Origin of the sequence: Mesorhizobium sp. ESP-6-4, assembly GCF_020164735.1 — a bacterium.
Classification (GTDB): Bacteria; Pseudomonadota; Alphaproteobacteria; order Rhizobiales; family Rhizobiaceae; genus Mesorhizobium.
The window spans coordinates 247,713-268,642 of sequence record NZ_JAIUGS010000001.1 but is presented as its reverse complement, the minus strand read 5'-3'; the positions used below and the strand labels follow the sequence as shown (position 1 = coordinate 268,642).

The 20,930-nt window shown below is 62.9% G+C and carries 18 protein-coding genes and 1 pseudogene; 12 read left to right on the top strand and 7 right to left on the bottom strand.

Annotated elements, in window-relative coordinates:
- Positions 1 to 48: 48 nt before the first annotated feature.
- Positions 49 to 822 carry an SDR family NAD(P)-dependent oxidoreductase gene (locus LB523_RS01290; protein ID WP_224600632.1) on the bottom strand — a complete coding sequence of 258 codons (774 nt, stop codon included), beginning with the start codon at positions 820 to 822 and terminating at the stop codon, positions 49 to 51.
- Between the two features lie 186 nt (positions 823 to 1,008).
- On the opposite strand from LB523_RS01290, the gene LB523_RS01285 reads away from it, so the two are divergent.
- From LB523_RS01285 to LB523_RS01230, 12 genes are all read left to right on the top strand, one after another.
- Positions 1,009 to 3,084 carry a N,N-dimethylformamidase beta subunit family domain-containing protein gene (locus tag LB523_RS01285; RefSeq protein ID WP_224600631.1) on the top strand — a complete coding sequence of 692 codons (2,076 nt, stop codon included), beginning with the start codon at positions 1,009 to 1,011 and terminating at the stop codon, positions 3,082 to 3,084.
- A gap of 14 nt (positions 3,085 to 3,098) precedes the next feature.
- Positions 3,099 to 3,248, top strand: a complete 150-nt coding sequence (locus tag LB523_RS01280; protein WP_224542919.1) for a hypothetical protein — start codon at positions 3,099 to 3,101, stop codon at positions 3,246 to 3,248.
- A gap of 774 nt (positions 3,249 to 4,022) precedes the next feature.
- Positions 4,023 to 4,256 (top strand): acylphosphatase, encoded by a 234-nt coding sequence (locus LB523_RS01275; protein WP_224600630.1) that lies wholly within the window; start codon positions 4,023 to 4,025, stop codon positions 4,254 to 4,256.
- 162 nt (positions 4,257 to 4,418) lie between these two features.
- Positions 4,419 to 5,069 (top strand): Rieske 2Fe-2S domain-containing protein, encoded by a 651-nt coding sequence (locus LB523_RS01270; protein ID WP_224523004.1) that lies wholly within the window; start codon positions 4,419 to 4,421, stop codon positions 5,067 to 5,069.
- Positions 5,066 to 5,911, top strand: a complete 846-nt coding sequence (locus LB523_RS01265; protein ID WP_224600629.1) for an aromatic ring-hydroxylating oxygenase subunit alpha — start codon at positions 5,066 to 5,068, stop codon at positions 5,909 to 5,911. The genes LB523_RS01270 and LB523_RS01265 overlap by 4 nt, the downstream gene beginning before the upstream one ends.
- A complete protein-coding gene (locus LB523_RS01260) occupies positions 5,908 to 6,567 on the top strand; it encodes a glutathione S-transferase family protein (protein WP_224542923.1) in 660 nt (219 codons plus the stop codon). Before LB523_RS01265 ends, LB523_RS01260 begins: the two co-directional genes overlap by 4 nt.
- Before the next feature lies 1 nt (position 6,568).
- Positions 6,569 to 7,948, top strand: a complete 1,380-nt coding sequence (locus LB523_RS01255; protein ID WP_224600628.1) for an amidohydrolase — start codon at positions 6,569 to 6,571, stop codon at positions 7,946 to 7,948.
- 26 nt (positions 7,949 to 7,974) lie between these two features.
- A complete protein-coding gene (locus tag LB523_RS01250) occupies positions 7,975 to 9,069 on the top strand; it encodes a BMP family ABC transporter substrate-binding protein (protein ID WP_224600985.1) in 1,095 nt (364 codons plus the stop codon).
- Positions 9,070 to 9,071: 2 nt separating this feature from the next.
- Positions 9,072 to 10,595 (top strand): ABC transporter ATP-binding protein, encoded by a 1,524-nt coding sequence (locus tag LB523_RS01245; RefSeq protein ID WP_224600984.1) that lies wholly within the window; start codon positions 9,072 to 9,074, stop codon positions 10,593 to 10,595.
- On the top strand, positions 10,592 to 11,692 hold the full coding sequence (locus LB523_RS01240; RefSeq protein ID WP_224600627.1) for an ABC transporter permease: 1,101 nt from the start codon (positions 10,592 to 10,594) through the stop codon (positions 11,690 to 11,692). The genes LB523_RS01245 and LB523_RS01240 overlap by 4 nt, the downstream gene beginning before the upstream one ends.
- Positions 11,689 to 12,600: an ABC transporter permease gene (locus tag LB523_RS01235; RefSeq protein ID WP_224600626.1), complete on the top strand. Its 912-nt coding sequence runs from the start codon at positions 11,689 to 11,691 to the stop codon at positions 12,598 to 12,600. Before LB523_RS01240 ends, LB523_RS01235 begins: the two co-directional genes overlap by 4 nt.
- A gap of 469 nt (positions 12,601 to 13,069) precedes the next feature.
- Positions 13,070 to 15,370: an FdhF/YdeP family oxidoreductase gene (locus LB523_RS01230; RefSeq protein ID WP_224600625.1), complete on the top strand. Its 2,301-nt coding sequence runs from the start codon at positions 13,070 to 13,072 to the stop codon at positions 15,368 to 15,370.
- Between the two features lie 2 nt (positions 15,371 to 15,372).
- Here LB523_RS01230 and LB523_RS01225 read toward each other — a convergent pair.
- The 6 genes and pseudogenes from LB523_RS01225 to LB523_RS01200 form a co-directional block, all read right to left on the bottom strand.
- A pseudogene (locus tag LB523_RS01225) lies at positions 15,373 to 15,482 on the bottom strand (cysteine hydrolase); the annotation flags it as partial.
- A gap of 14 nt (positions 15,483 to 15,496) precedes the next feature.
- The gene (locus LB523_RS01220; RefSeq protein WP_224600624.1) at positions 15,497 to 16,093 is read right to left on the bottom strand and encodes a heme-copper oxidase subunit III; all 597 of its coding nucleotides are present in this window, start codon (positions 16,091 to 16,093) and stop codon (positions 15,497 to 15,499) included.
- A complete protein-coding gene (gene ctaD / locus LB523_RS01215) occupies positions 16,094 to 18,007 on the bottom strand; it encodes a cytochrome c oxidase subunit I (RefSeq protein WP_224600623.1) in 1,914 nt (637 codons plus the stop codon).
- Entirely contained in the window at positions 18,004 to 18,738 is a 735-nt protein-coding gene (gene coxB, locus LB523_RS01210) for a cytochrome c oxidase subunit II (RefSeq protein WP_224600622.1), read from the bottom strand. Before coxB ends, ctaD begins: the two co-directional genes overlap by 4 nt.
- A 477-nt stretch (positions 18,739 to 19,215) precedes the next feature.
- Complete coding sequence (locus LB523_RS01205) at positions 19,216 to 20,307, bottom strand: c-type cytochrome (RefSeq protein WP_224600621.1); 1,092 nt, start codon at positions 20,305 to 20,307, stop codon at positions 19,216 to 19,218.
- A 68-nt stretch (positions 20,308 to 20,375) separates the two neighbouring features.
- Positions 20,376 to 20,822 carry a c-type cytochrome gene (locus tag LB523_RS01200; RefSeq protein ID WP_224600620.1) on the bottom strand — a complete coding sequence of 149 codons (447 nt, stop codon included), beginning with the start codon at positions 20,820 to 20,822 and terminating at the stop codon, positions 20,376 to 20,378.
- Positions 20,823 to 20,930: the final 108 nt, after the last annotated feature.

The window sequence follows — 20,930 nt, the reverse complement described above, 5'->3', positions numbered from 1 at the left end:
ATTTTCTGCGCTCGGCCAACTCGAGCTCAGCTGATGGGAGGCCATCTCTCAGATCGACGCGAGAAAGCCGCCATCGACGGGGATGGACTGACCGGTGATGTAGGCCGAGGCATCGGAGGCGAGGAATACCGCAATCCCGTGCAGGTCCGACAGGTCGCCGAAGCGGTGCTGCGGGATTTTGGCGAGCATCGATTGCCGCCATGCCTCATTGCCGTAGAACACTTCCGTCATTGCCGTCCTGAAATAGCCGGGGGCGATGGCGTTGACCCTGATCCCCAGATCCGCCCACTCGGCCGCCAGAGCGCGCGTCATGCCGAGCAGGCCCGACTTCGACGAGCCATAGGGCACAGCCGTCGGAATCCCGACTTCGGAGGTGAGCGAGCAAAGATTGATGATGGCGCCCGGCCGGCCGGCGTCCTTCATGCGCTGCGCGGCGGCCTGGGCGCAGAAGAATGCGCCTTTGAGATTCGTGTCGACGATCCTGTCCCAAAGCGCCTCGTCGACATCGAGCGAGGGGCGGACTTCCTCCATCCCGGCATTGTTGACGAGAATATCGAGACCGCCGAGCAGGCCGGCGGCCTCGGCCGTCGCCGCCCTGCAGCGGCCGACATCGGTGACGTCCAGGGCGACGGCATGCGCTACCCCGCCGGCGGCGCGGATGGCTGCCGTCGTCTCCGCAAGCGAGGCAAGGCTGCGTGCCGTGACGGCGACATCGGCGCCGGCCGCGCTCAGCGCCTCGGCAATGGAACGCCCGATGCCGCGGCTTGCGCCGGTGACGAGCGCTTTCCGGCCCGACAGGTCGAAGAGCGGAGCGTTGCGCATGCGGTCCTCCTTGGCACGGCCGGCTTGGCGATCTCGCCTTGAGCCTAATGGATCGAACTTACCTATACAAGCATATACAAATCCACTGGGTTGCGGTAGTGGTTGAGGGGCATGCGCGACAACCGGTCGATCTGGAATCAAGACCGCGAAGTCGGCCGTCATTCATGGATTTGAGAGGCACGATCGATGCGCCGCTTGGTTGACCATGGAGCGATGAGTGCTGCCGGTTATGCCACGCCCTGGAGCGTAAGGCCCGGCCAGCGGGTGGAACTTGGCCTCTCCTGCAGCCGGCCAGTGGAGAGCGTGCGGATATGCCGGCTGGACACGCACGCCGCGGATTTTGTGGATTGGCCGATCGAGGCGACATCCGAGCCCGACGCGCATCGCAGCTTCGATCATGGATCGTACCTTCGCCTGCGTGCCGAGGAGCTTGCAAAAGCGCCTGCCGTCAAGGGCATCCGCTTTGAGCTGTTTCTCACCCGCAATACGGGGCCGCGCACGATCCTGGAAGCGGGGTCCTTTCTGCTGAGCCTTCGCGATGGGGCGATCGCCTTGGAGATGCGGAATGATCGTCTGTTGTCTGCGCCGGTTCCGCAAGGGGTTTGGCTGACCGTCGAGCTCGGCCTGCATGAGGACGAGCCGTTCTTCAAGCTGAAATCTCACGACCTCCTCGCCCCTTACGAATTCAAGCGGCGCCTGCACGACGCCGAATGGCATCCACAAGGGCGCGACATCCTCTTCGGCGCGAGCGGCTCTCGAAGCGAGCTGACTCTCAATGCGAGATTTGCAGCTATTCGGCTGGAGACTTCTCAGGGGCCAATCGCCTGGAATTTCCCGACTCTGCTGCCGACGGGACCGATCCTGTCGTCAGGCGGACCGGTTGCGCTGGCGCTCGATGTGATCAATCAGCCTACATTCTGCGTGACATCGGCGCGCTGGGATGGATCGAGCTTCGACCCCCGGCTCGTGCCTTCGCACTACGATGCCGTCCATTGCCATGACGATGACATGGGACCGCTCGACTGGCCCGCTTCCCATCGCGCCGCGGTGCCCGAGAATGCGAAGCCGGGCGTATACGCTTTCCAGGTGGAATGGGACGGCGGCTACGAGCGCATCGTGTTCTTCGTCACCTCCGCCCGTGCCTCCTCACCACTGCTTTATCTGCTGCCGACCGCGACCTATCTCGCTTACGCGGACGAGTATCTCCCCGACCATCTCTATGAGTGGAAGTGCGACGATCGCGGACACCGCTTTGCCATCGCAAACAGCCTCAAGTCGCTCTACGACTATCACTCCGATCTCAGCGGCGTGTCGATCTGCTCCTATCGCAAACCCAAGGTGACATTGCGGGACGACTACAATTACCCGCTATGCGGCTGCCCCCACAACTTGCCGGTCGATCTGCATTTCCTCAGATTCTGCAACGAGAACGGCATAGCGCTCGACATCGTCACCGACCATGATCTGCATCGGCAGGGGCTCGAGGCTCTCAGCGGGCATCGGGCCGTCGTGACCGGAAGCCATCCGGAATACATGTCGACCGAGATGGAAGGGGCACTGCGGCAATTCGCGGCCGAGGGCGGCAGCATCGCCTATCTCGGCGGAAACGGCTTTGCCGGAACGGTCGCCTTCAAGGACGACCTGATGGAATTGCGCCGCTCGCCCCTGGAACCTGGCCGCACTTGGGATGGTCCGGTCAGCGAACAATATCTGTCGATAACCAACGAGCCTGGCGGCCACCTTCGCTCCCGGGGCCGCGGCGAGTTTTCACTGGTCGGCGGCGCGATTTCGCTGATGGGTTTCGACGGCGGGCGCCCGTTCACGCGAACGCCCGAAAGCCACGCGCCGGAATGCGCATGGCTGTTTGAAGGCATCGAGGACGACACCTTCGGTTCGGAAGGCATCGTATTGGGTGCCGCCGCGGGTTACGAGGTGGATGCGACGAACCCGGCCCTGGGCACGTCGGCAGACACCATTGTGATCGCCCGCGCGACGGACTTTCCGGCCGGCTTCTTCCAGGATCCCTCACGCTGGTACGCGGGCGGGGATGAAGAGCGCGCCGGGCGTCGCTGCGCCGAAATGACCTTACGAAATCTTGCTGCGGGCGGCCTGATCTTTTCAGCAAGTTCGGTCGCCTGGTGCGGCGCGCTGCCTGCCGGCAAAGCAATGAACGACGTGGGGAGGATCACCCTCAACCTGCTCAACCGTCTCTCGGCATTGCAAAGCGGGAGGCCAACTCCGACGCCCGGCGATCAAGCCTGATGAGGAGCACTGAAATGCTGAAGAGATTGGGACTGGCGGTCTTCGTGGTCGCGGCAACCATGAACTCCGCCTGCGCGGATACCATGGCGCGCCCGAAAATTGTGGAAGGCCATGCGGGCTTGAGCATTCATTGCTGTCCTGTGAACGCGGCCACGCGAACGTGATCGCAGCTACGCTCGATCTGATCGGGTCGGAAAGGCTCAAACGATCGCGAGGCGGGTAGTATCAGAGACAGCCAGTTCGTTAACGCGGCGGAACTGGCAATTGGCCAGATCGCCACCGACTTGCGCCCGTCACGGGCGCCCGACCATATCCTGCCGGCGCGAGAAAGCGCCCTTGGCTGCGGCGTGCTGGAGATCGCGGGAGTCATTCTGGTCGGCCCTGAGCGTGAATATGCTCTTTACCGACCCCAGAGATTTCGCCATGTCCCTCTGCCATTCCTCTGTCGCATGGCTACGACGCGGCGGCAGGCCTCCACGCCGAGGCGCCGCTCGAAAAAGGTTTGAGCCGCCATATTCCGTTTAGCTTCCGGTCTTGATCTGGGTCCAGAGGCGGTTGAGCACGCGCTGCTCCTTGGACCCGTAGGGAGAAATCGTGAAAAGCTTCTTGAGTGTTTCGCGACCGTCGGCGCCCTCGATCCGCCAGGATAGGTCGCGCTGGGAAGCCAGCGGCCTATACGATCCCTCAATCCCGTGGCGCGTCGTCGAAGGCATATCAACCAGGTCGTGAGCGCGACTAGTTGGACCGAAACCTGTCTGTCGATCTTGAGGATCAACTCGCACATAGCAGTCTTCGACTTCAGGTCTGGCGTGACGACGCTCTCAAAAGCAGATGCTTCAGCGATTGAGCACGATGTAGATAGATAGATAGATAGAATATCAGCTTCATTGCCGAGGTTTTCTATGAACGAGCAAAATCGATGTTCCTGGCGGGAGCGTATGACGATCCTCGGCGATGTCGAGGTGGCATCCTTTCTTCCGTGGATCGAGCGTCATGCCGCCAAGCTCGGGCTCGCGCATGCAATATGCGTTGCCGGTCCCGACCGCATTGAACTCGACATTGCCGGTCCGGTCGAACTCATCGACATGATGGAGATGGGGTGCTCTCTTGGACCAATCGATGTCTGGGTCGAGACCATCCGCCGGATGCCGATCGAGAGCGAATCGGGCTAGGTTTCTGGGCCTGGGGCCTCCGCCTGCCGAGGTGTCATGCACCTTTTTTAGGCATTATTGCCAGTGAGGAAATGTTGTGCAAACGTAACCCGGCGTATTAGCATATCCTTGACCGCGAAGCTTCGCTCGGGAAGATGCTGGTGCCGTTTTGAAAGTTGATGCATGCCGTCTTATCCCACCGGCTCATGGATGCCTGTTGCCCTCTCCGCGGACTTGCCGGCGGGAACCGTTATGCCGGCGCAATCCCCGGCCGGACCGGTTGCCCTTTGGCGAACCCGCTCCGGCCGTGCGGCGGCCTTCGCCGACAGATGCCCCCATCGCGGCATGCGCCTTTCCCACGGCTTCGTACGCGGTGAGACCCTGGCCTGCATCTATCACGGCTGGAGCTACGCCAAGGCGGGAAACTGCCAGCGCATTCCGGCCCATCCGGCATTGACGCCGCCGGACACGATTCGTGTCGCAACGCAGCACGTCGAGGATGGAGGCGGCATCATATGGATTTCCGTTGGCGAACCCGCCGCCGGGCCGCCGCGGTTCGAGGGTCTTGCGCCGCTCCGCTCCATGGTGGTGGAAGCCGGCATCGTGGCGCTGGAGGCGGCCGCGGGCACGACGGCCGCTGGAGACCTGCTCGACTACACCTATGATGACCGGACCGTCCGGCTGCTGCTTGCTCCCGATGGGCAGGCGCGCACGTTGATGCATGTTTTGGTGGACGAGGACAGCAATCCGGACGAGCGTATCGCCGCGTCGAGGGCCGCCGAGGCGCTGCGGCGGGCGGCCGAGGATATTGCACGCGCCGGGATCGCCCGATGACCCGCAACACGATGATCGACGGATGGTACCCTGTCGGCCTTGCTAGCCAGCTCGATGCGCATGGGCGCAGGACGGCCCTGATGGGCGAGCCGATCGCGGTGAGGCGCGGCGAAGATGGAAACGCGAAGGTCACGGGCGGCAACGGACGTGACCTGCCGGCCTGCATCCGCTATGGCCATGTCTGGTCGTCGCTCGGTAATCCACAAAAGCCGCTGTTTGCGATCCCCGAGGCCGATCAGCCGGGCCGCCGGCTCGTCGATGTCGGGGTGGTACGCGTGCGCTGCTCGCCATTGCGTGCGGTGGAGAATTTCCTGGACATCGCGCATTTTCCTTTCGTGCACACCGACATACTGGGGGCCGAGCCGCATACGGAGGTGCAGAACTATAAGGTCGAGATCCGAGAGGACGAAGACGAGGTTTGGGCCACTCAGGTGAAGTTCTACCAGCCGCAGGCCGCCAAGTCGGCGGAAGGTGGCATCACCACGGAATACATGTACCGCGTGCCCGCCCCGACCTGCTCGGTGCTCTACAAGACCTGCCCGCCTCGCCCGGCGGAATGGGACGTCATCACACTTTTCGTGCAGCCACTAGCCGAAGACCTGTGCGACGTCTGGCCATGGATGGCGCTGTTCGATGACGAAACACCGATGGCCGACCTGATCCATTTCCAGCAGACGATCTTCGTTCAGGACCGATCGATCCTCGAAAACCAAATTCCGACGCTGCTCCCGCTCGATCCCGGCATGGAGATTCCCACGCGCGCCGACCTTACCTCGGTTGCCTACCGGCGCTGGCTGAAACGCCACGGCTACACCTACGGCGCGCAACTGGTGGCGCAATGAAGCTCTACGACTACGTGCTATCGCCGAGCTGCTACAAGGTGCGCCTCATGGCTGCGCTGATCGGGGTGACGCTCGACATCCGTCCTGTCGACTTCCATCCCGGTCGCGAGCATCGCGGTCCTGAGCTCATGGCGCTCAATCCGGCCGGTTCGATCCCGATCTTGGAGGATGGCGACCTCGTGCTGACCGAATCCTCGGCCATGCTGGTCTATCTCGCCGCGAAGGCGGCACCCCAATGGCTGGGCAATGATACGGTCGGGCGGGCGGCGCGCGTCCAGCAATGGCTCTCCTTCTCGCACCGGCTGACCGCGAGCCTTGGGGCGGCGCGCTTGCACGAGATGCTGCTGCGTCCGGGCAATATCGCCGCCCTTCGGGAGCAGGGAATAGCGGCCCTGCGGGAGCTGGAAACCGGCCTCGTCGAACAGCATATCCGCGGCCAGCGCTTCCTCGCGTCGGATCGACCGACGATCGCCGACATTGCCTGTTTTCCCTATGTTGCGCTGGCGCCGGACGGCGGCGTTTCGCTCGACCCCTATCCGGCAATCCGGCTCTGGTCACGGGCGGTCCGCAGTCTCGAGGGTTTCATCGAGATGCCGGGCATCCACCGGCTGCACGAACTGACACCCGCGCCCGTCCTCGAAGTCGGCGAGGCCTGACGTGGCGGGCTATTTGCTGAAGGGCTGCGCTGCGGCCATCGTGGACGAGGGCAACGGTCCGGACATCCGACGCAATGTCGATGTCTTGACCGACGGCCCGGCAATACGGGCCATCGGCGCAGGCCTGGACAAGGCAGAGCTGCCCGTTGGAACAATCACGCAGGACGCCGCTGGCTGGTTCGTCTATCCCGGCCTCGTCAACACCCACCACCACTTCTTTCAATGCTTCGTGCGCAACCGCGCCGATCTGGACTGGACGAAGCTGTCGGTCATCGAATGGCTCGACCGCATCTATCCCATTTTCTCGCGGCTGACTGAGGAATGCTTCTACCATGCATCGGTCACGGCGATGGCCGAGCTGATAAAGCACGGCTGCACGACGGCATTCGACCATCAGTATTGCTTTCCGCGGCCGGCGGGCAAGCGGCTGATCGACCGGCAGTTCCAAGCAGCCGAACTGCTCGGCATGCGCTTCCATGCCGGACGTGGCGGCAACACGCTGCCCAAATCGGAAGGCTCGACCATTCCCGACGCCATGCTGGAAACGACCGACGAATTCATCGCCGACTGCGCCCGGCTGATCGACGCCTACCATGATCCCGGTCCCTTCGGCATGCGGCAGGTCGTCATCGCACCTTGCCAGCCAGTCAACTGCTATCGCGACACCTTCGTGGAATCGGTGGCGCTGGCGCGCGACCGCGGGGTGCGCATGCATACCCATGTCGGCGAGGGCGAAAGCCCGGTAATCGAGGCCCGTCACGGCATGCGCACGGTGGACTATTGCGCGGAGATCGGCTTCTGCGGGCCGGATACCTTCTATGCCCATTGCTGGGAACTGACCCACGACGAGCTGCGCAAGATGGCCGCGAGCGGCACTGGCGTCGCCCACTGCCCGGAACCGGTCTATCTCGTCGGCGCCGAAATCACCGACATTCCGGCGATGTCGGCCTTCGGACTCAGTGTGGGTCTGGGCTGCGACGGCGCCGCCTCAAACGACAATTCCAACCTGATGCACTGCATCCATTCCGCCTACATGCTGCAGTGCCTGTCGGCGTCGACGCGCGACCATCCGGTGCCGCCGCCGGCCGATTTTCTCGGCTATGCAACGACCGGAGGCGCGGCATTGCTCGGACGCGGCGACATCGGCAGGCTGGCGCCCCGCATGGCCGCCGACCTTTTCGCCATCGACACGCGGCGCATGGACTATGTCGGCACGCGGCACGATCCGCTGAGCTTGCTGGCCAAGGTGGGCATCGGCGCGCCGACTGACATGACCATGGTCAACGGCCGCATCGTCTGGGCCAAAGGCGAATTCCCGGGGCTCGACGAGGCCAGGCTGTTCGCGCAAGCCGAGGCGGCGCTTGCGACGGTGGAATTTTAGAAACCAAAACAAGGGGAACCGACATGCTGACAAATCTTACCCGCAGAACATTGATGAAAGGCGCGGCCGCCTCTGGGCTCGTCGCGGCGGTGGGCGGCCGCGCGCTTGCCGCCGACGAACCTCTGGGCATCGTGCTCGTGGTCCCGTCGCCGGTCGGCGACGTCGGCTGGGGCCGTGCGCTCGCCGACGGGCTTGAGCCTGTGAAGGCAGCCTACGGCGACAAGGTGAAGGTGACCATCATCGAGAACATACAGGAAGGACCCGATGCCGACCGGATCATGAACAAGGCAGTCGCCGACGGGAACAAGTTCCTGGTCGCCGGCTCCTTCGGCTATCAGAACGGCGCCCTGCAGATCGCGCGCCGCAATCCCGACGTAACCGTGCTGCACGCTTCCGGTTTCCAGGTGGCGCCGAACTTCTCGCCCTTCGCGGCCCAATATTCCCAGGGTACCTACCTTATGGGCATGGCGGCAGCCGCGCTTTCGAAGACTGGCAAGCTCGGCTCGGTCTCTGCCTTCGCCATTCCCGAGCTGATCACCTCCATCAACGCTTTCACGCTGGGAGCGCAGGCGGTAAAGCCCGATGTCGAGGTTTCGGTCGTATGGGTGAACTCCTGGTTCGATCCGGCCAAGGAGCAGGAGGCCGCCAAGGCGCTGCTCGCTCAGAAATGCGACGTGATCTTCTCCAACGCGCAGGACACACCCTCCGTCGTCTCGGCATGCGAAGAGGCCGGCGTCCCCGCCTTCAACCTCAACTCGTCGATGAAGAAATACGCGCCCAAAAACTATCTCGGCTGCGTGGCGACCGACTGGTCACCCTTCTTCAAGGCCTCGGTCGACGCCCACATCGCCGGCACCTTCAAGGGCGCAAACGCTTTCCTGGGTGTGGGCGACAAGGTGGTCGAGGTCGTTGACTGGAACCCGGGAATCCCGGCCGACATGATGGCCAGGATCAAGGACGTTGAAGCCAAGATCGCCGACGGCAGCTTCTCGCCCTTTACCGGTCCGATCGTCAAGGCCGACGGCAGCGAGGGCGTGCCCGCCGGCAAGACGATGACCGGAGCCGAGATCGTTGCCATGGACTGGCACGTCAAGGGTGTCACCACGCCGTTGCCCAAGTGACCGTGACCGTCCCGCTCCTGTCGCTGCGCGGCATCTCCAAGAGCTACGGCCAGATCCATGCCAATCGAGAGATCGATCTGGATGTGGCTCCACGCTCGATCCATGCGATCCTCGGGGAAAACGGAGCGGGCAAGTCGACGCTGATGAAGCTGATCTACGGCGTCGAGCAGCCGGACGCCGGAATGGCGACCTGGAAAGGAGCCCCCCTGGCCCTCGCTTCCCCCGCGGATGCGAGGCGCAAGGGGATCGGCATGGTCTTCCAGCATTTCTCCTTGTTCGAAACACTGACGGTGGTGGAGAACATCCGCCTGGTCGTGCCCAAGGGCAAATCGGATCTCGCGGAACACATCCGTGCGCTCGGCCGCGACTTCGGACTCGAGGTCGATCCGCTTGCCCATGTGCACGCGCTCTCGGTGGGAGAACGGCAGCGGGTGGAGATCATTCGCTGCCTGATGACCGAACCCCAGCTTCTGATCCTCGACGAACCGACCTCCGTCCTGCCGCCGCAATCGGTGGACAAGCTGTTCGAGACTTTGCGGCGGCTGCGCGACGGCGGCGTTTCGATCCTGTTCATCTCGCACAAGCTGGAGGAGATCCGGGCGGTCTGCGACCGAGCGACCATCCTGCGCGGCGGGCGCGTCACCGGCCACGTGCACCCGCGAGACCATGACGCGCACGACCTCGCCCGCATGATGATCGGCCGCGACATGCCGCAGCCCATGCCGGCGTTGGCGCATTCCGGCGGCGAAAAGCGCCTCGAAATCGTGGGCCTGGACCATCAGCCCGATGATCCCTTCGCCGTGCCGCTTTGCGACGTCAATCTGACGGTGCGTGCCGGTGAGATCCTCGGCATAGCGGGCATATCGGGCAACGGGCAGAGCGAACTCGCGGCGCTGATCTCTGGCGAAACGGTGCTGCCGCGCCAAAAGTCCGATTGCATCTACATGATGGGAAAGGATGTCGGCGCGCTCGATACGGCCGCCCGCCGCCGGCTGGGCTTCGCTTTCGTACCGGAGGAACGGCTCGGCCGCGGCGCGGTGCCGGAAATGTCGCTCGTCCTCAACAGCCTTCTGACCGCCCATCCATTCGGCCTGCTGAAACGCGGCCTTGTCGACACAGCCCGGGCGAAGGCTTTCACCGAGGACTGCATCCGGCAATACGACGTGCGCACGCCCGGTTCCGAAGCGGAGGCCGGCGCGCTTTCGGGGGGCAATCTGCAAAAGTTCATCGTCGGCCGCGAGATCATGCTGTCCCCGAAATTGCTGTTCGTGGCGCAACCCACCTGGGGCGTGGACATCGGCGCGGCCTCCGCCATCCGCCGGCGCCTTGTCGCCCTGCGCAACGAAGGCATGGGCATCCTCGTCATCTCGGAGGAGCTGGAGGAACTGTTCGAACTCTGCGATTCGATCCAGGTGATCCATCAGGGCCGGCTGAGCCCGCCGCTGGTGACGCGCGATACCAGACCCGAGGAGATCGGCCGCTACATGATCGGCGCGCATTCGATGGTCAGGAAGGTCCCGGCATGAGCGCTCTCTCCGGTCCGTTCCTTCCCCTTCTGGTTCGCCGGGAGCATGCCTCGCTTCCCGGCAAACTGATCGCCCCGCCGGTCGCGCTCGCCCTGGCGACGCTGCTTAATCTCGGCCTCTACCTCCTGATGGGCCGCGATCCGGTCGCTGTTTTCCACGCGATGCTTCTGGAGCCTTTCCTGTCCTGGGCCTCGTTCTCGGAAGTTCTGCTGAAGACGGGGCCGCTCCTGCTGATCGCGCAGGGGCTTGCGATCGGCTTTCGCGCGAAGGTCTTCAACATCGGCGCCGAGGGCCAGTTCATCCTCGGCGCGATCTTCGCATCCGCCATTCCCGTCTGGTTCCCGCAGGCAACGGGCCAGTGGATCTGGCCATCGATGCTGGTCATCGGCGCGCTGGGCGGCGCGCTGTGGGCGTCGCTAACGGCCTTCTGGCGCGTGAAGCTCAACGCAAACGAGATTCTCGTGTCGCTCATGCTGGCGCTCGTTGCCGCGCAATTGCTCAATTATCTGCTTCTCGGCCCCTGGAAGGATCCGAATGGCTTCAACTTCCCGCAATCGGTGATGTTCCAGTACGACGCGATGGTGCCGATCCTGATCCCCGGCACCCGCGTCAACGTCTCGCTGCTTGTCGCCTGCGCCTTCTCCCTCGGCGCCTGGGTGTTCATGCAGAGGAGTTTCGCGGGGTACAAGCTGCAGGTCGGCGGCCTCGCGCCGCGCGCCGCCGGATACGCCGGCTTCAACGAAGGACGCGCGATCTGGCTTTCGCTCCTCGTCGGTGGCTTCGCGGCAGGCCTCGCCGGAGCGGCCGAGGTCGCCGGGCCGCTCGGACAGTTGCAGCGCTCCATCTCGACCGGCTACGGCTATGCCGCCATCATCGTCGCCTATCTCGGAGGCCTTCATCCCGTCGGTATCGTCTTTTCCGCGTTGCTCATGGCGGCCCTCTATATCGGTGGCGATAACGCCATGGTCTCGGCAAATCTGCCGGTCGCTGCGGTCAGGGTCTTCCAGGGCAGCCTGCTGCTTGCCTATCTTGTCGCCATCGCCTTCGTCCGCTATCGGCTCGAATGGCGCCATGCCGCCCACGCAAGCACGCCATGAACGCCGTGGAGTTCATCATCGCCGGGATGTTGGCGGCGGCTACGCCGTTCCTTCTGGCGGCGCTCGGCGAACTGGTGGCAGAGCGCGCCGGGGTCCTCAATCTCGGTGTGGAGGGCCTGATGGCCCTCGGCGCAGTCATCGCCTTCATCATCGTCTATCAAGGCGGCGGGCATCTCCTGGGTTTCCTCGCCGCTGGTCTCGCCAGCGCCGCTCTTTCCCTTGTCTTTGCGGTCGTGGCGCTGGGATTCCGGGCGAACCAGGTTGCGACGGGCCTCGCCATAGGCATCCTCGGCCAGGGCCTGTCGGCGCTGTTCGGCAAGAGTTTTGAGAGCCTCACGGTCAAAGGGCTTCCGAAGCTCTCATTGCCCTGGCTTTCAGATATCCCGGTCATCGGCGGCTTGTTCAGCCAAGACATTGTCGTGTGGCTTTCGCTCGCTGCGACCGTCGGCATTTGGGCGGTGTTCGCCTACACCAAGACCGGCCTCGTCATCCGCGCCGTCGGCGAGAATCCCAAGGCGGCCCGTGCGCTCGGCTATCCGGTAATCGCCGTGCGCTTCGCCGCGGTCGCTTTCGGCGGCGCGTTGGCGGGTTTTGCCGGTGCCTACGCGGCCGTGGTCTACACTCCGCTCTGGGCCGATGGCATGATCGCCGGGCGCGGCTGGATAGCGATCGCGCTCGTCGTCTTCGGCACTTGGCTTGCCAGCCGTATCTTCCTTGGTGCTTGCCTCTTCGGCGCCGTGTCCCTCGCAAGCCTCGCGGCGCAGACAACTGGGCTCGACGTTTCCTCGCAACTTCTATCGAGCCTACCTTATCTCGTGACAATCGTCGTGCTGGGCATCATTTCTTCGAACCGGCGTCTGCTCAAGCTCAACGGCGTGGCTTCGCTGGGAGAGCCTTTCGAACCATAGTGTCGCTCGCCGCCCGGGCGCTATAACCCGACATCTGAGCTCAGGTCGCACCATACCCCTGGCGCATGAAGGGTTGACGAGTTTGAGAATGCCGAGCAGCTCGCCGCGTAGCTCGGCATGGACCTCGCCGCGCTTGTCGCCGGGCGTGAGCACGATCTCTCCTATCAACGAGCGCAGCGCAGCGGCGGCCGGACGTCCACGGTTGCCCTGGGCAGCGCGAAGCTGATGATAGACGGGCACCACCTCAATCGTCCGCTCGGTTCAAGGCTGTCCGGCATCGCCCTTCGGCCCTCTTGGTGGAGATCGGCAGCGCCACTGTGGACACAATTGAGCCATCCGACACGACCGTGCGCTACCGTTAGCGAGCCTGAGCACTGGCGGCCTACGATGAGTCACTGACGAGGCAAGCTGGAACAACTGAGGCCCGCTTTGGTTTTCTCTTTGCTTTCCTCTTTTTTGGACGACTCACATGGAACCTGCTGTCACCGATCGCGTCGAGATCAAGAAATACAATCATCCGACCGGCGGATGGGGCTCGCTCGAGTCTCTGATCCGCAACGCGCGGGACCAGGGGCTGCTGCTGTCCGACATATGGAGCACGTTGCTGAAGCAGAACAAGGCGGACGGCTACATGTGCGTCTCCTGCTCATGGGCGAAGCCGGCCGAGCCGCGGCCTTTCGAGTTCTGCGAGAACGGCGCCAAGGCAACGATGTGGGAGCAGACCAGCAGGCACTGCGAGCCGTCCTTCTTTGCCACCCATAGAGTGACCGAACTCCTGGATTGGCCGGATCACGATCTTGAGAAACAGGGACGCCTGACGGAGCCGATGCGCTATAACCGCGCCACCGACAGATACGAGCCTGTGGCGTGGCCGGACGCGTTCGGCGATATGGGCGCTCAGCTCAGGCGCCTCGACCCGAAGTCCGTGGTCTTCTACACGTCCGGACGCGCCTCGCTCGAGGCCTCGTTCATGTATCAGCTCTTCGCCCGCATCTACGGCTCTTCGAACCTGCCCGATTCCTCCAACATGTGTCACGAGTCGACGTCGGTCGGCCTACCGGAATCGATCGGCTCTCCTGTCGGCACGGTGCAATTGGAGGACTTCGCCAAATCCGACATGATGTTCTTCTTCGGCCACAATACCGGTGTCACCGCGCCGCGCCTGTTACACCCCATCGAGGACGCTCGCCAGCGCGGTGTCCCGGTGATCACCTTCAACCCTCTGCGGGAGCGGGGCTTGGTGAGATTCAAGAACCCGCAGAACCCGGTCGAGATGCTGTCGCCAGGGCCAGGGACGAAGATGTCGAGCGATTTCTTCCAGATCCGGGCGGGCGGGGATATTGCGGCCATGACTGGTATCGCCAAGGCTGTGCTGGCGCTCGATGACGCAGCCCGAGAGCGAGGCGGAAAACGCGTCCTCGATACCGCTTTCATCGAGGAGCATACATACGGCTTTGCCGACTTCGAAGCCTATCTGCGCGCGACCGGTTGGGAAGACATCGTTCGACGTTCCGGCATCTCGCGGGCTGATCTCGAACATGTCGCTGAAATATACAGTTCGGCCAATGCGGTCATCGGCAATTACGGCATGGGGCTCACTCAGCATCGCCACGGCACCGAGAATGTGCAGATGCTGTGCAACCTGCTGCTCATGCGCGGCAATATCGGCAAGCCCGGAGCCGGCATATCGCCGTTGCGCGGACACTCCAACGTGCAGGGACAGCGAACGGTCGGCATTTCCGAAAAGCCGGAGCTCGTTCCGCTCGACAAATTTCGCGACTTCTACGGCTTCGAGCCGCCGCCTGATAAGGGGCTCGATACCGTCGAGACGTGCGAGGGCGTGATCGACGGGCGGGTTCGCGGTTTCGTCGGACTCGGCGGTAATTTCGTGCGAGCCGTTCCGGAAACCGGACTGGTCGAGAAGGCCTGGCGGAACCTCGACCTGCACGTCGAGATCGCGACCAAGCTCAACCGCAGCCATTTGATCGCCGGGAAAGTCACGTATCTGCTGCCATGCCTGTCTCGGCTGGAGAAGGACATTCAGGCCAGCGGGCCGCAATGGGTCTCGATGGAGGATTCGACCGCCTGCATTCACGGCTCCTTCGGGTCGCGGCAAAAACCGAGCGAGCATCTCATGTCCGAGCCGAGCATTGTCGCGGAACTCGCCAAGGCGACCGTCGCCGGCATGAGTTCGATTCCCTGGGACGACTGGGTCGCTGACTATTCCCGCATCCGCGACGAGATCGAGCGCTGCTTCCCGGCACATTTCAAGGATTTCAACAAACGCTTCCTCACGCCAGGTGGATTCCATCGCGATATCAAGGCGTCGAAGCGCGTCTGGGAAACGCCGAACAAAAAGGCGAATTTCAAGCTGCCCACCACACTGGAAACCGACCCCGACATCGATGTGTCGGGCGAGGACGTACTGACGCTGATCACAGTTCGGTCGAACGACCAGTTCAACACGACCGTGTATGGTTATCGCGATCGGTTGCGCGGCATCATCGGAACGCGAATGGTCTTGCTGATGAACGAGGAAGACATCCGACGGATGGGGCTCAGCGCCGGGCAGGAAGTCGCTCTCGAGGCGCATGCCGATGACGGCGTCGAGCGGCGGGTGGGAGGCCTGCGGGTCACGCCTTACTCCATACCAAGCGGCAACTGCGCCGGCTATTATCCCGAACTCAATCCTTTGATTCCGCTGTGGCACCGGGCTCATAAAGCGCACGTCCCGGCGGCGAAGTCGGTGCCGGTGAGGATCGTCGCATAGCGTCAGGTCCAGGCCGAGAGAACCGTCTCCATGTCGACGGTCTCGACTTGTTGCGCGAAGCGCTGGAGGTAGACGGTCATCAGGCGTCGTGCGTGGCGTCGGAAGAACTGCGCGATCCCGGCCGCATCAGAACCTCGGCAGCCAATAGAGCACGGCATAGAGGGGCAGCCATGAGAGCACGACGAAATACCAGTAGAAAGCATTGTCTTCGGCATCGCTGAAGCGTTTGCCCGTTCCGTGCCGCGTAAACATCAGCACGGCCAAGACCAACGTGTCGGCGACGTCAGTGAGGACGTGCACGCCATGCAGGCCGAGAAGGAGCCAGACAAAGGAGCCATACGCATTGTCGCTCCAGCGTACCGGCAAGGCCGAGAATTCCATGATGCGCAGCCCGATAAGCACCAGCCCGATCGCGCTCATGATCAGCAGCAGCAGACGGACCGAGCGCAAGCTCTCCCGCATCGCTGCTCGCTTGATCAGGAAATTCGGCAGTGCGCTGACGACAAGGACGAGCGTGAAGAGCGCCGACCAGAGCAGGCTCAAAGGCACCGCGTCCTTCGCCCAGTCCTTGTTGGTGACGGCCAGGTAGAGATAGCCTCCGATGCCGAGGGCGAAGCCAGTTCCCTCCAGCAGGCAGAACGAGAAGGTCCCCCACCAGGGGGTGACACGCGAACCGAAGGCATAGGTCGGCAAACCCGAGACATCGATGACGCTGCGGGCCATCTAGACATTCTCCTCGATGGTTTTCGGCCAGAACCAGGCGACCAGCACGATGGCGACGACGGGCGAACCCCAAGTAACCGCCCAGGGCGTGTAGATCGAGCCGATGAACGCGACGGCTGTGGCAAACGCCGCCAGAAAGGGCCAGATCGAGGGCGCCGGCGATTCCTCGCGAATGTCAGGCCGGGCCTCCGTGACGCTCGTCACGAGCAGTTCGCGCTCATCAACCTTGAGGCCGCCGACCACCGCCTTGTCATCGCCCTTATCCCATAGCGGCGAACCGCTTGTGACGCAGGGAATGCGATCGAAGTTCTGCGGCTGGGGCGGCGAACTGGTCGCCCACTCCAACGTGTCGGCGCCCCAGGGATTGTCGCCGGCAAGGGCGCCCGAGCGGGCGCTGGCAATCATGTTGTAGAGCATGAGTAGAAAGCTTGCGAAGAACAGCAGCGCGCCGGTGCTGGCGAGCAGGTTGAGCCCGCCCCAGCCCATCTCCGCGGGGTAGGTGTAGACCCTGCGCGGCATGCCGTGCAGGCCGAGCAGGTGCATCGGAAAAAACGTGACGTTGAAACCAGTGAAGGCGAGGACGAACTGCCATTTGCCGAGCCGCTCATCCATGAGCCGGCCCGTCACTTTCGGGAACCAGTAGTAGACGGCCGCGACAAGCGGAAAGACGGTGCCGCCTATAAGCACGTAATGGAAATGAGCGACGACGAAATAGGTGTCGTGCACCTGCGTATCGATTGGCACCGACGCCAGCATCACGCCGGAGAGCCCGCCGGCGACAAAGATGAAGAAGAAACCGAGCACGAAGATCAACGGCGTCTTGAGCACCGGCTTGCCGTCCCACAGCGTCGCGATCCAGCAGAATATCTGGACCCCGTTTGGAATGGCTATAGCCATGCTGGAGGCGGTGAAGAATGCGGCGCCGATTTCAGGCAGGCCGGTCACGAACATGTGGTGAACCCACAAGCCAAAGGACAAAAAGCCGATCGCGATCAGCGACAGCACCATCGGCAAATAGCCGAAGACCGGCCGCCGGGAGAATGTCGCCACGATCGCCGACACGAAAGCGGTTCCAGGCAGGAAGATGATGTAGACTTCGGGGTGACCAAAGAACCAGAAAAGGTGCTGCCAAAGCAGCGGATCGCCGCCCGCGTCCGGATTGAAAAACTGCGTGCCGACCAGCCGCTCCATGATCAGCATAGACGAGGCGAGCATGATCGCCGGCATGGCGAAGATGATGATGAAGGAATGGACGAGCATCGTCCATACGAAGAGTGGAATGCGGTCGAGCGTCATGCCCGGCGCGCGCTGCTTCAGGACTGTGACGACGATCTCCACCGAGACTGCGAGCGCTGCGACTTCGGTAAAAGTGATCATCTGCGCCCAGTAGTCCGGCCCCTTGCCTGGAGTGAAATTCAGATTTGCGAGGGGCACATAGGAGAACCAGCCGACATCAGGGCGGATGCTCAACGCGAAACCGCCCCACAACATCAGGCCGCCGAACAGATAGACGTAGTAGGAGAAGGCATTGAGGCGCGGAAAGGCGATGTTGCGGGTGCCGACCATGAGCGGCACCAGATAGACGGCGAACGCCTCGCCGACCGGCACCCCGAACAGGAACATCATCGTTGTGCCATGCATGGTGAAAAGCTGGTTGTAGAACTCGGCGTCGACGAGGTGGCTGTCCGGTCGTGCGAGCTGCAGCCGCATGATGATCGCCATGATGCCGCCGGCCAACAGGAAGACGAAGGCAGTGACGGCATAGCGGATGCCGATGATCTTGTGATCGACTGTCGAAAGAATGCCTATCAGACCACGCGCCGTGCCCCAGGTCTTGCTCAGCCTTGCGCGCAGCTCCTCGTCACCCAGATCGGTGTCACGGGTTTCGTGACGTTCTTCGACCGCCTGGCTCATCGCGAATGCTCCGAAAGGGCGGCGGACGGAGACGATGCCGCGGAAGCAAAGACATTTTGTTGCTTCGTATGATGAGCCATCGGCCTTGCCGGCGCGGCCTGTTTTGCGCGCCAGCGTTCGAATTCGCTCGGCTCCAGTGCCACCACGAAGATCGCCATATGCGTATGCTGCTGACCGCAGAATTCGGCACATTGGCCGCGGTACACGCCGGGCTTGTCCGCTTGGATACGGAGTTCATTGCTTTTGCCTGGAATGAGATCGAGCTTGCCGGCAAGGCTCGGTATCCAGAACGAGTGGATCACGTCACCCGTGGTGAGCTTGATATCGACCGCGCTGCCTACCGGAATGCGAATCTCGTTTGCCGTCTCGAAACCATTCTTTCCTTCGTAGCGGACCTGCCACCACCATTGGTGCCCTATGACCGATATTGTTACGGCCGCCCCGGCCCCATCCCTGAAAACCATCCTTTGTCCGTCGAAGCTGAGCACGGTCAGGCCCGAGAGAATGATGACGGTCGATGCCAGCATCGCAGCAAAGGCGATACGCACCGGCCGTTTGATGGCTGGACGCGCTTGCGCCGGTTCGCCGCGACTATCTCGCCGGCGTGTTAGCGCGAAGAACAACCCAGCCATGGTGACCAGCCAGATAAGACCGAGCACGGCCGTGAATATCCAGAACAGAACAGCAAGAGCGTCGGCCCGCTCGCCGTGCGGATCGAGGGCCGATTGCATACCGGTGCAGCCAGAGACGAGAGCGCCGGCGGCAGCCGGAAGGCTGGCCAACGCCCGCCAATTGGGGGCTCTCCGAAACAGACGAAACACAAGATCCGGAACTCGCCGGTGCCGTTCCGTGTTGTGGGCTTCGTAGGGTGCCGAAGAGGCTGAGCCGTGAGTCTGAAACGCGATATCAGGATTTTCCGCGAACACGGGTTCTACGTTGCGACACTCCTCGCCTTCTGCCTGATCGGCGGCGTTCTTCTGTTCTGCGGCATCTACGCGCCATAGCTGCGACAGGAGGCCGGGACAGGCTGCAGTCCCGAAATTCCATGTCTCGTAAGGCCGCCGGAAGTGCATTCAGCCTGGTTCACCCGCAAAGGATGCTTCAGCCGGCTGTCTGCTCAGGCCGTCTGTGCGGAGTTGGAACTGGCAGGATGGGATAAAGTTCCTTGAACCGATTTCGAGGCGCCTTGTACAGCAGGCGCATTGTGCTCACCGAGGACCTTCAGCACGTCTGGAAAAATAGGCCGATACCGCCCGTATATCGTCGTCCGTGAGGCGTTGGGCTGCGGTAGCCATGATATGCCAGAACGGCGTGCCGCCTCGGTCCTCGGACCGGAACAGCTTCAGCTGCCGCTCCAGGTAAGCAGCACGCTGACCGTCGAGGCGCGGATAGATCGGATTTTTGTCGGAACCGAGATGGCAGCCGGAACAGGCAGGCACGTTCCGCTCCGGAATTCCGGCCTCAGCGATTTGCTGTCCCTTGTTGATCACCTCCGCCGAAACTTGATCGCGGTCCGCTGATACCGGCGGCTGCGCCGCGAAATACCGGGCAAGCGCAGCCAGATCGGCGGGGTCGACGCCAGTCACCGGCAGAGCCATGAAGCCGCTCGTGCGATCGCCTTTGGCATAGGCCTGAAGGCTGGCGAGCAGGTAAGCTTCTTTCTGCCCGGCCAGCACGGGCACGGCGTCACCCCTGCCCTCGCCGTCGCCTCCGTGGCAGCGCATGCAGTCGGAGAGAACATCCGGGGTGGCGGGTTGCCGATCGCTGCTGGTAGCATCGCTGCCATTGAAGGCAAGCGCTCGAAATTCATTCGGATTGAGCTTTGGAAGTTCCCGCAGGAAAGCAACCATTGCCCAGACCTCGTCATCGCGGTCGCGGGCCGGCCAGGCGGGCATGCCGGTGAACCGTATTCCATGCTTGACGATCCGAAAAAGCTGGGCGTCGGTCCAATCTCCGACCGTGAGCGCAAGATCCGGCGGTTGCGGAAGCATCCGCAGCACCGCCGGCGAGCGGAGCTCGCCGGGTGCGCCGTGGCAGATCGCGCAGCCTCGCGCGAAATGTCCGGCTGCCGCCGGGAGCCCCCGCCGGTCAAGCGTTTTCGGCGCGTCCACGGCTAATGCATAGGTGCGTACGGCCGAGCGCATGGCGAGTTGAAGGAACCAGGCCGTCACCTTCCAATGGCCGCTGCTGGCGCCGACGTTGAAAAAGCCGATCCATGCCCCAAGCAACAGGACGACAGGCAAACCGATGGCGCCGAATACGACATGCTTCACGCGGATCATCATCGGCTGGTTCGCCACGCGAACGGCGTCTTCTTCGGCAGTAGCATTGGACGACGCTGTCCCGAATTCGGTACGAGAACCAGGCGTCATTGCAAGGCTTTCAAATATCGCGCGATCGTCTGGATTTCGGTTTGCGGCAGCATGTCGAACGCCGGCATTTTCACGCCTGGCTTGAACAGATCAGGGCGAGCGACAAAACGTGCAATGGCTTCCTCGGTGTTAGGCAGGACCCCGGCGCCAATCGCTGATCGCGATCCGACATGGGAAAGGTCCGGGCCAATCGTCCCGCGGGCCTCGGTGCCTCTTATGGTATGGCATGCACCACAACCGTTGCTCAGGAACAGCGACAGCCCGCTGCCCGGCGGGTCTTGGGATGCGGTTAGGTTCGAGAATTGCGGCGCAGCCGAAGTCGCGGGCTCGATCGGAGGTTCGACGACCTTCGCTTGTCGATGCCCGGCTTCCTCGGCTGCGACCCAGCTGCTGGCAAGAAACCAAAATGCGAAGCCTACCAGAAGGCCGGCGTTTGCTGACATGACAACCGCTCCCGCGCTTTAACTTTGCAGGATGGGCGAGGTTCCATTCCCGCGGGCGCCGGGGTTGCGGTCTTTTGGTGGCCAACCGCTAGCGAAGGCGGTGGTTCA

Coding starts and splice junctions, on each gene's coding strand:
- LB523_RS01290 (WP_224600632.1), bottom strand. CDS start 822: ATGCGCAACGCTCCGCTCTTCGACCTGTCGGGCCGGAAAGCGCTCGTC.
- LB523_RS01285 (WP_224600631.1), top strand. CDS start 1,009: ATGCGCCGCTTGGTTGACCATGGAGCGATGAGTGCTGCCGGTTATGCC.
- LB523_RS01280 (WP_224542919.1), top strand. CDS start 3,099: ATGCTGAAGAGATTGGGACTGGCGGTCTTCGTGGTCGCGGCAACCATG.
- LB523_RS01275 (WP_224600630.1), top strand. CDS start 4,023: ATGACGATCCTCGGCGATGTCGAGGTGGCATCCTTTCTTCCGTGGATC.
- LB523_RS01270 (WP_224523004.1), top strand. CDS start 4,419: ATGCCGTCTTATCCCACCGGCTCATGGATGCCTGTTGCCCTCTCCGCG.
- LB523_RS01265 (WP_224600629.1), top strand. CDS start 5,066: ATGACCCGCAACACGATGATCGACGGATGGTACCCTGTCGGCCTTGCT.
- LB523_RS01260 (WP_224542923.1), top strand. CDS start 5,908: ATGAAGCTCTACGACTACGTGCTATCGCCGAGCTGCTACAAGGTGCGC.
- LB523_RS01240 (WP_224600627.1), top strand. CDS start 10,592: ATGAGCGCTCTCTCCGGTCCGTTCCTTCCCCTTCTGGTTCGCCGGGAG.
- LB523_RS01235 (WP_224600626.1), top strand. CDS start 11,689: ATGAACGCCGTGGAGTTCATCATCGCCGGGATGTTGGCGGCGGCTACG.
- LB523_RS01230 (WP_224600625.1), top strand. CDS start 13,070: ATGGAACCTGCTGTCACCGATCGCGTCGAGATCAAGAAATACAATCAT.
- LB523_RS01220 (WP_224600624.1), bottom strand. CDS start 16,093: ATGGCCCGCAGCGTCATCGATGTCTCGGGTTTGCCGACCTATGCCTTC.
- ctaD (WP_224600623.1), bottom strand. CDS start 18,007: ATGAGCCAGGCGGTCGAAGAACGTCACGAAACCCGTGACACCGATCTG.
- coxB (WP_224600622.1), bottom strand. CDS start 18,738: ATGCAATCGGCCCTCGATCCGCACGGCGAGCGGGCCGACGCTCTTGCT.
- LB523_RS01200 (WP_224600620.1), bottom strand. CDS start 20,822: ATGTCAGCAAACGCCGGCCTTCTGGTAGGCTTCGCATTTTGGTTTCTT.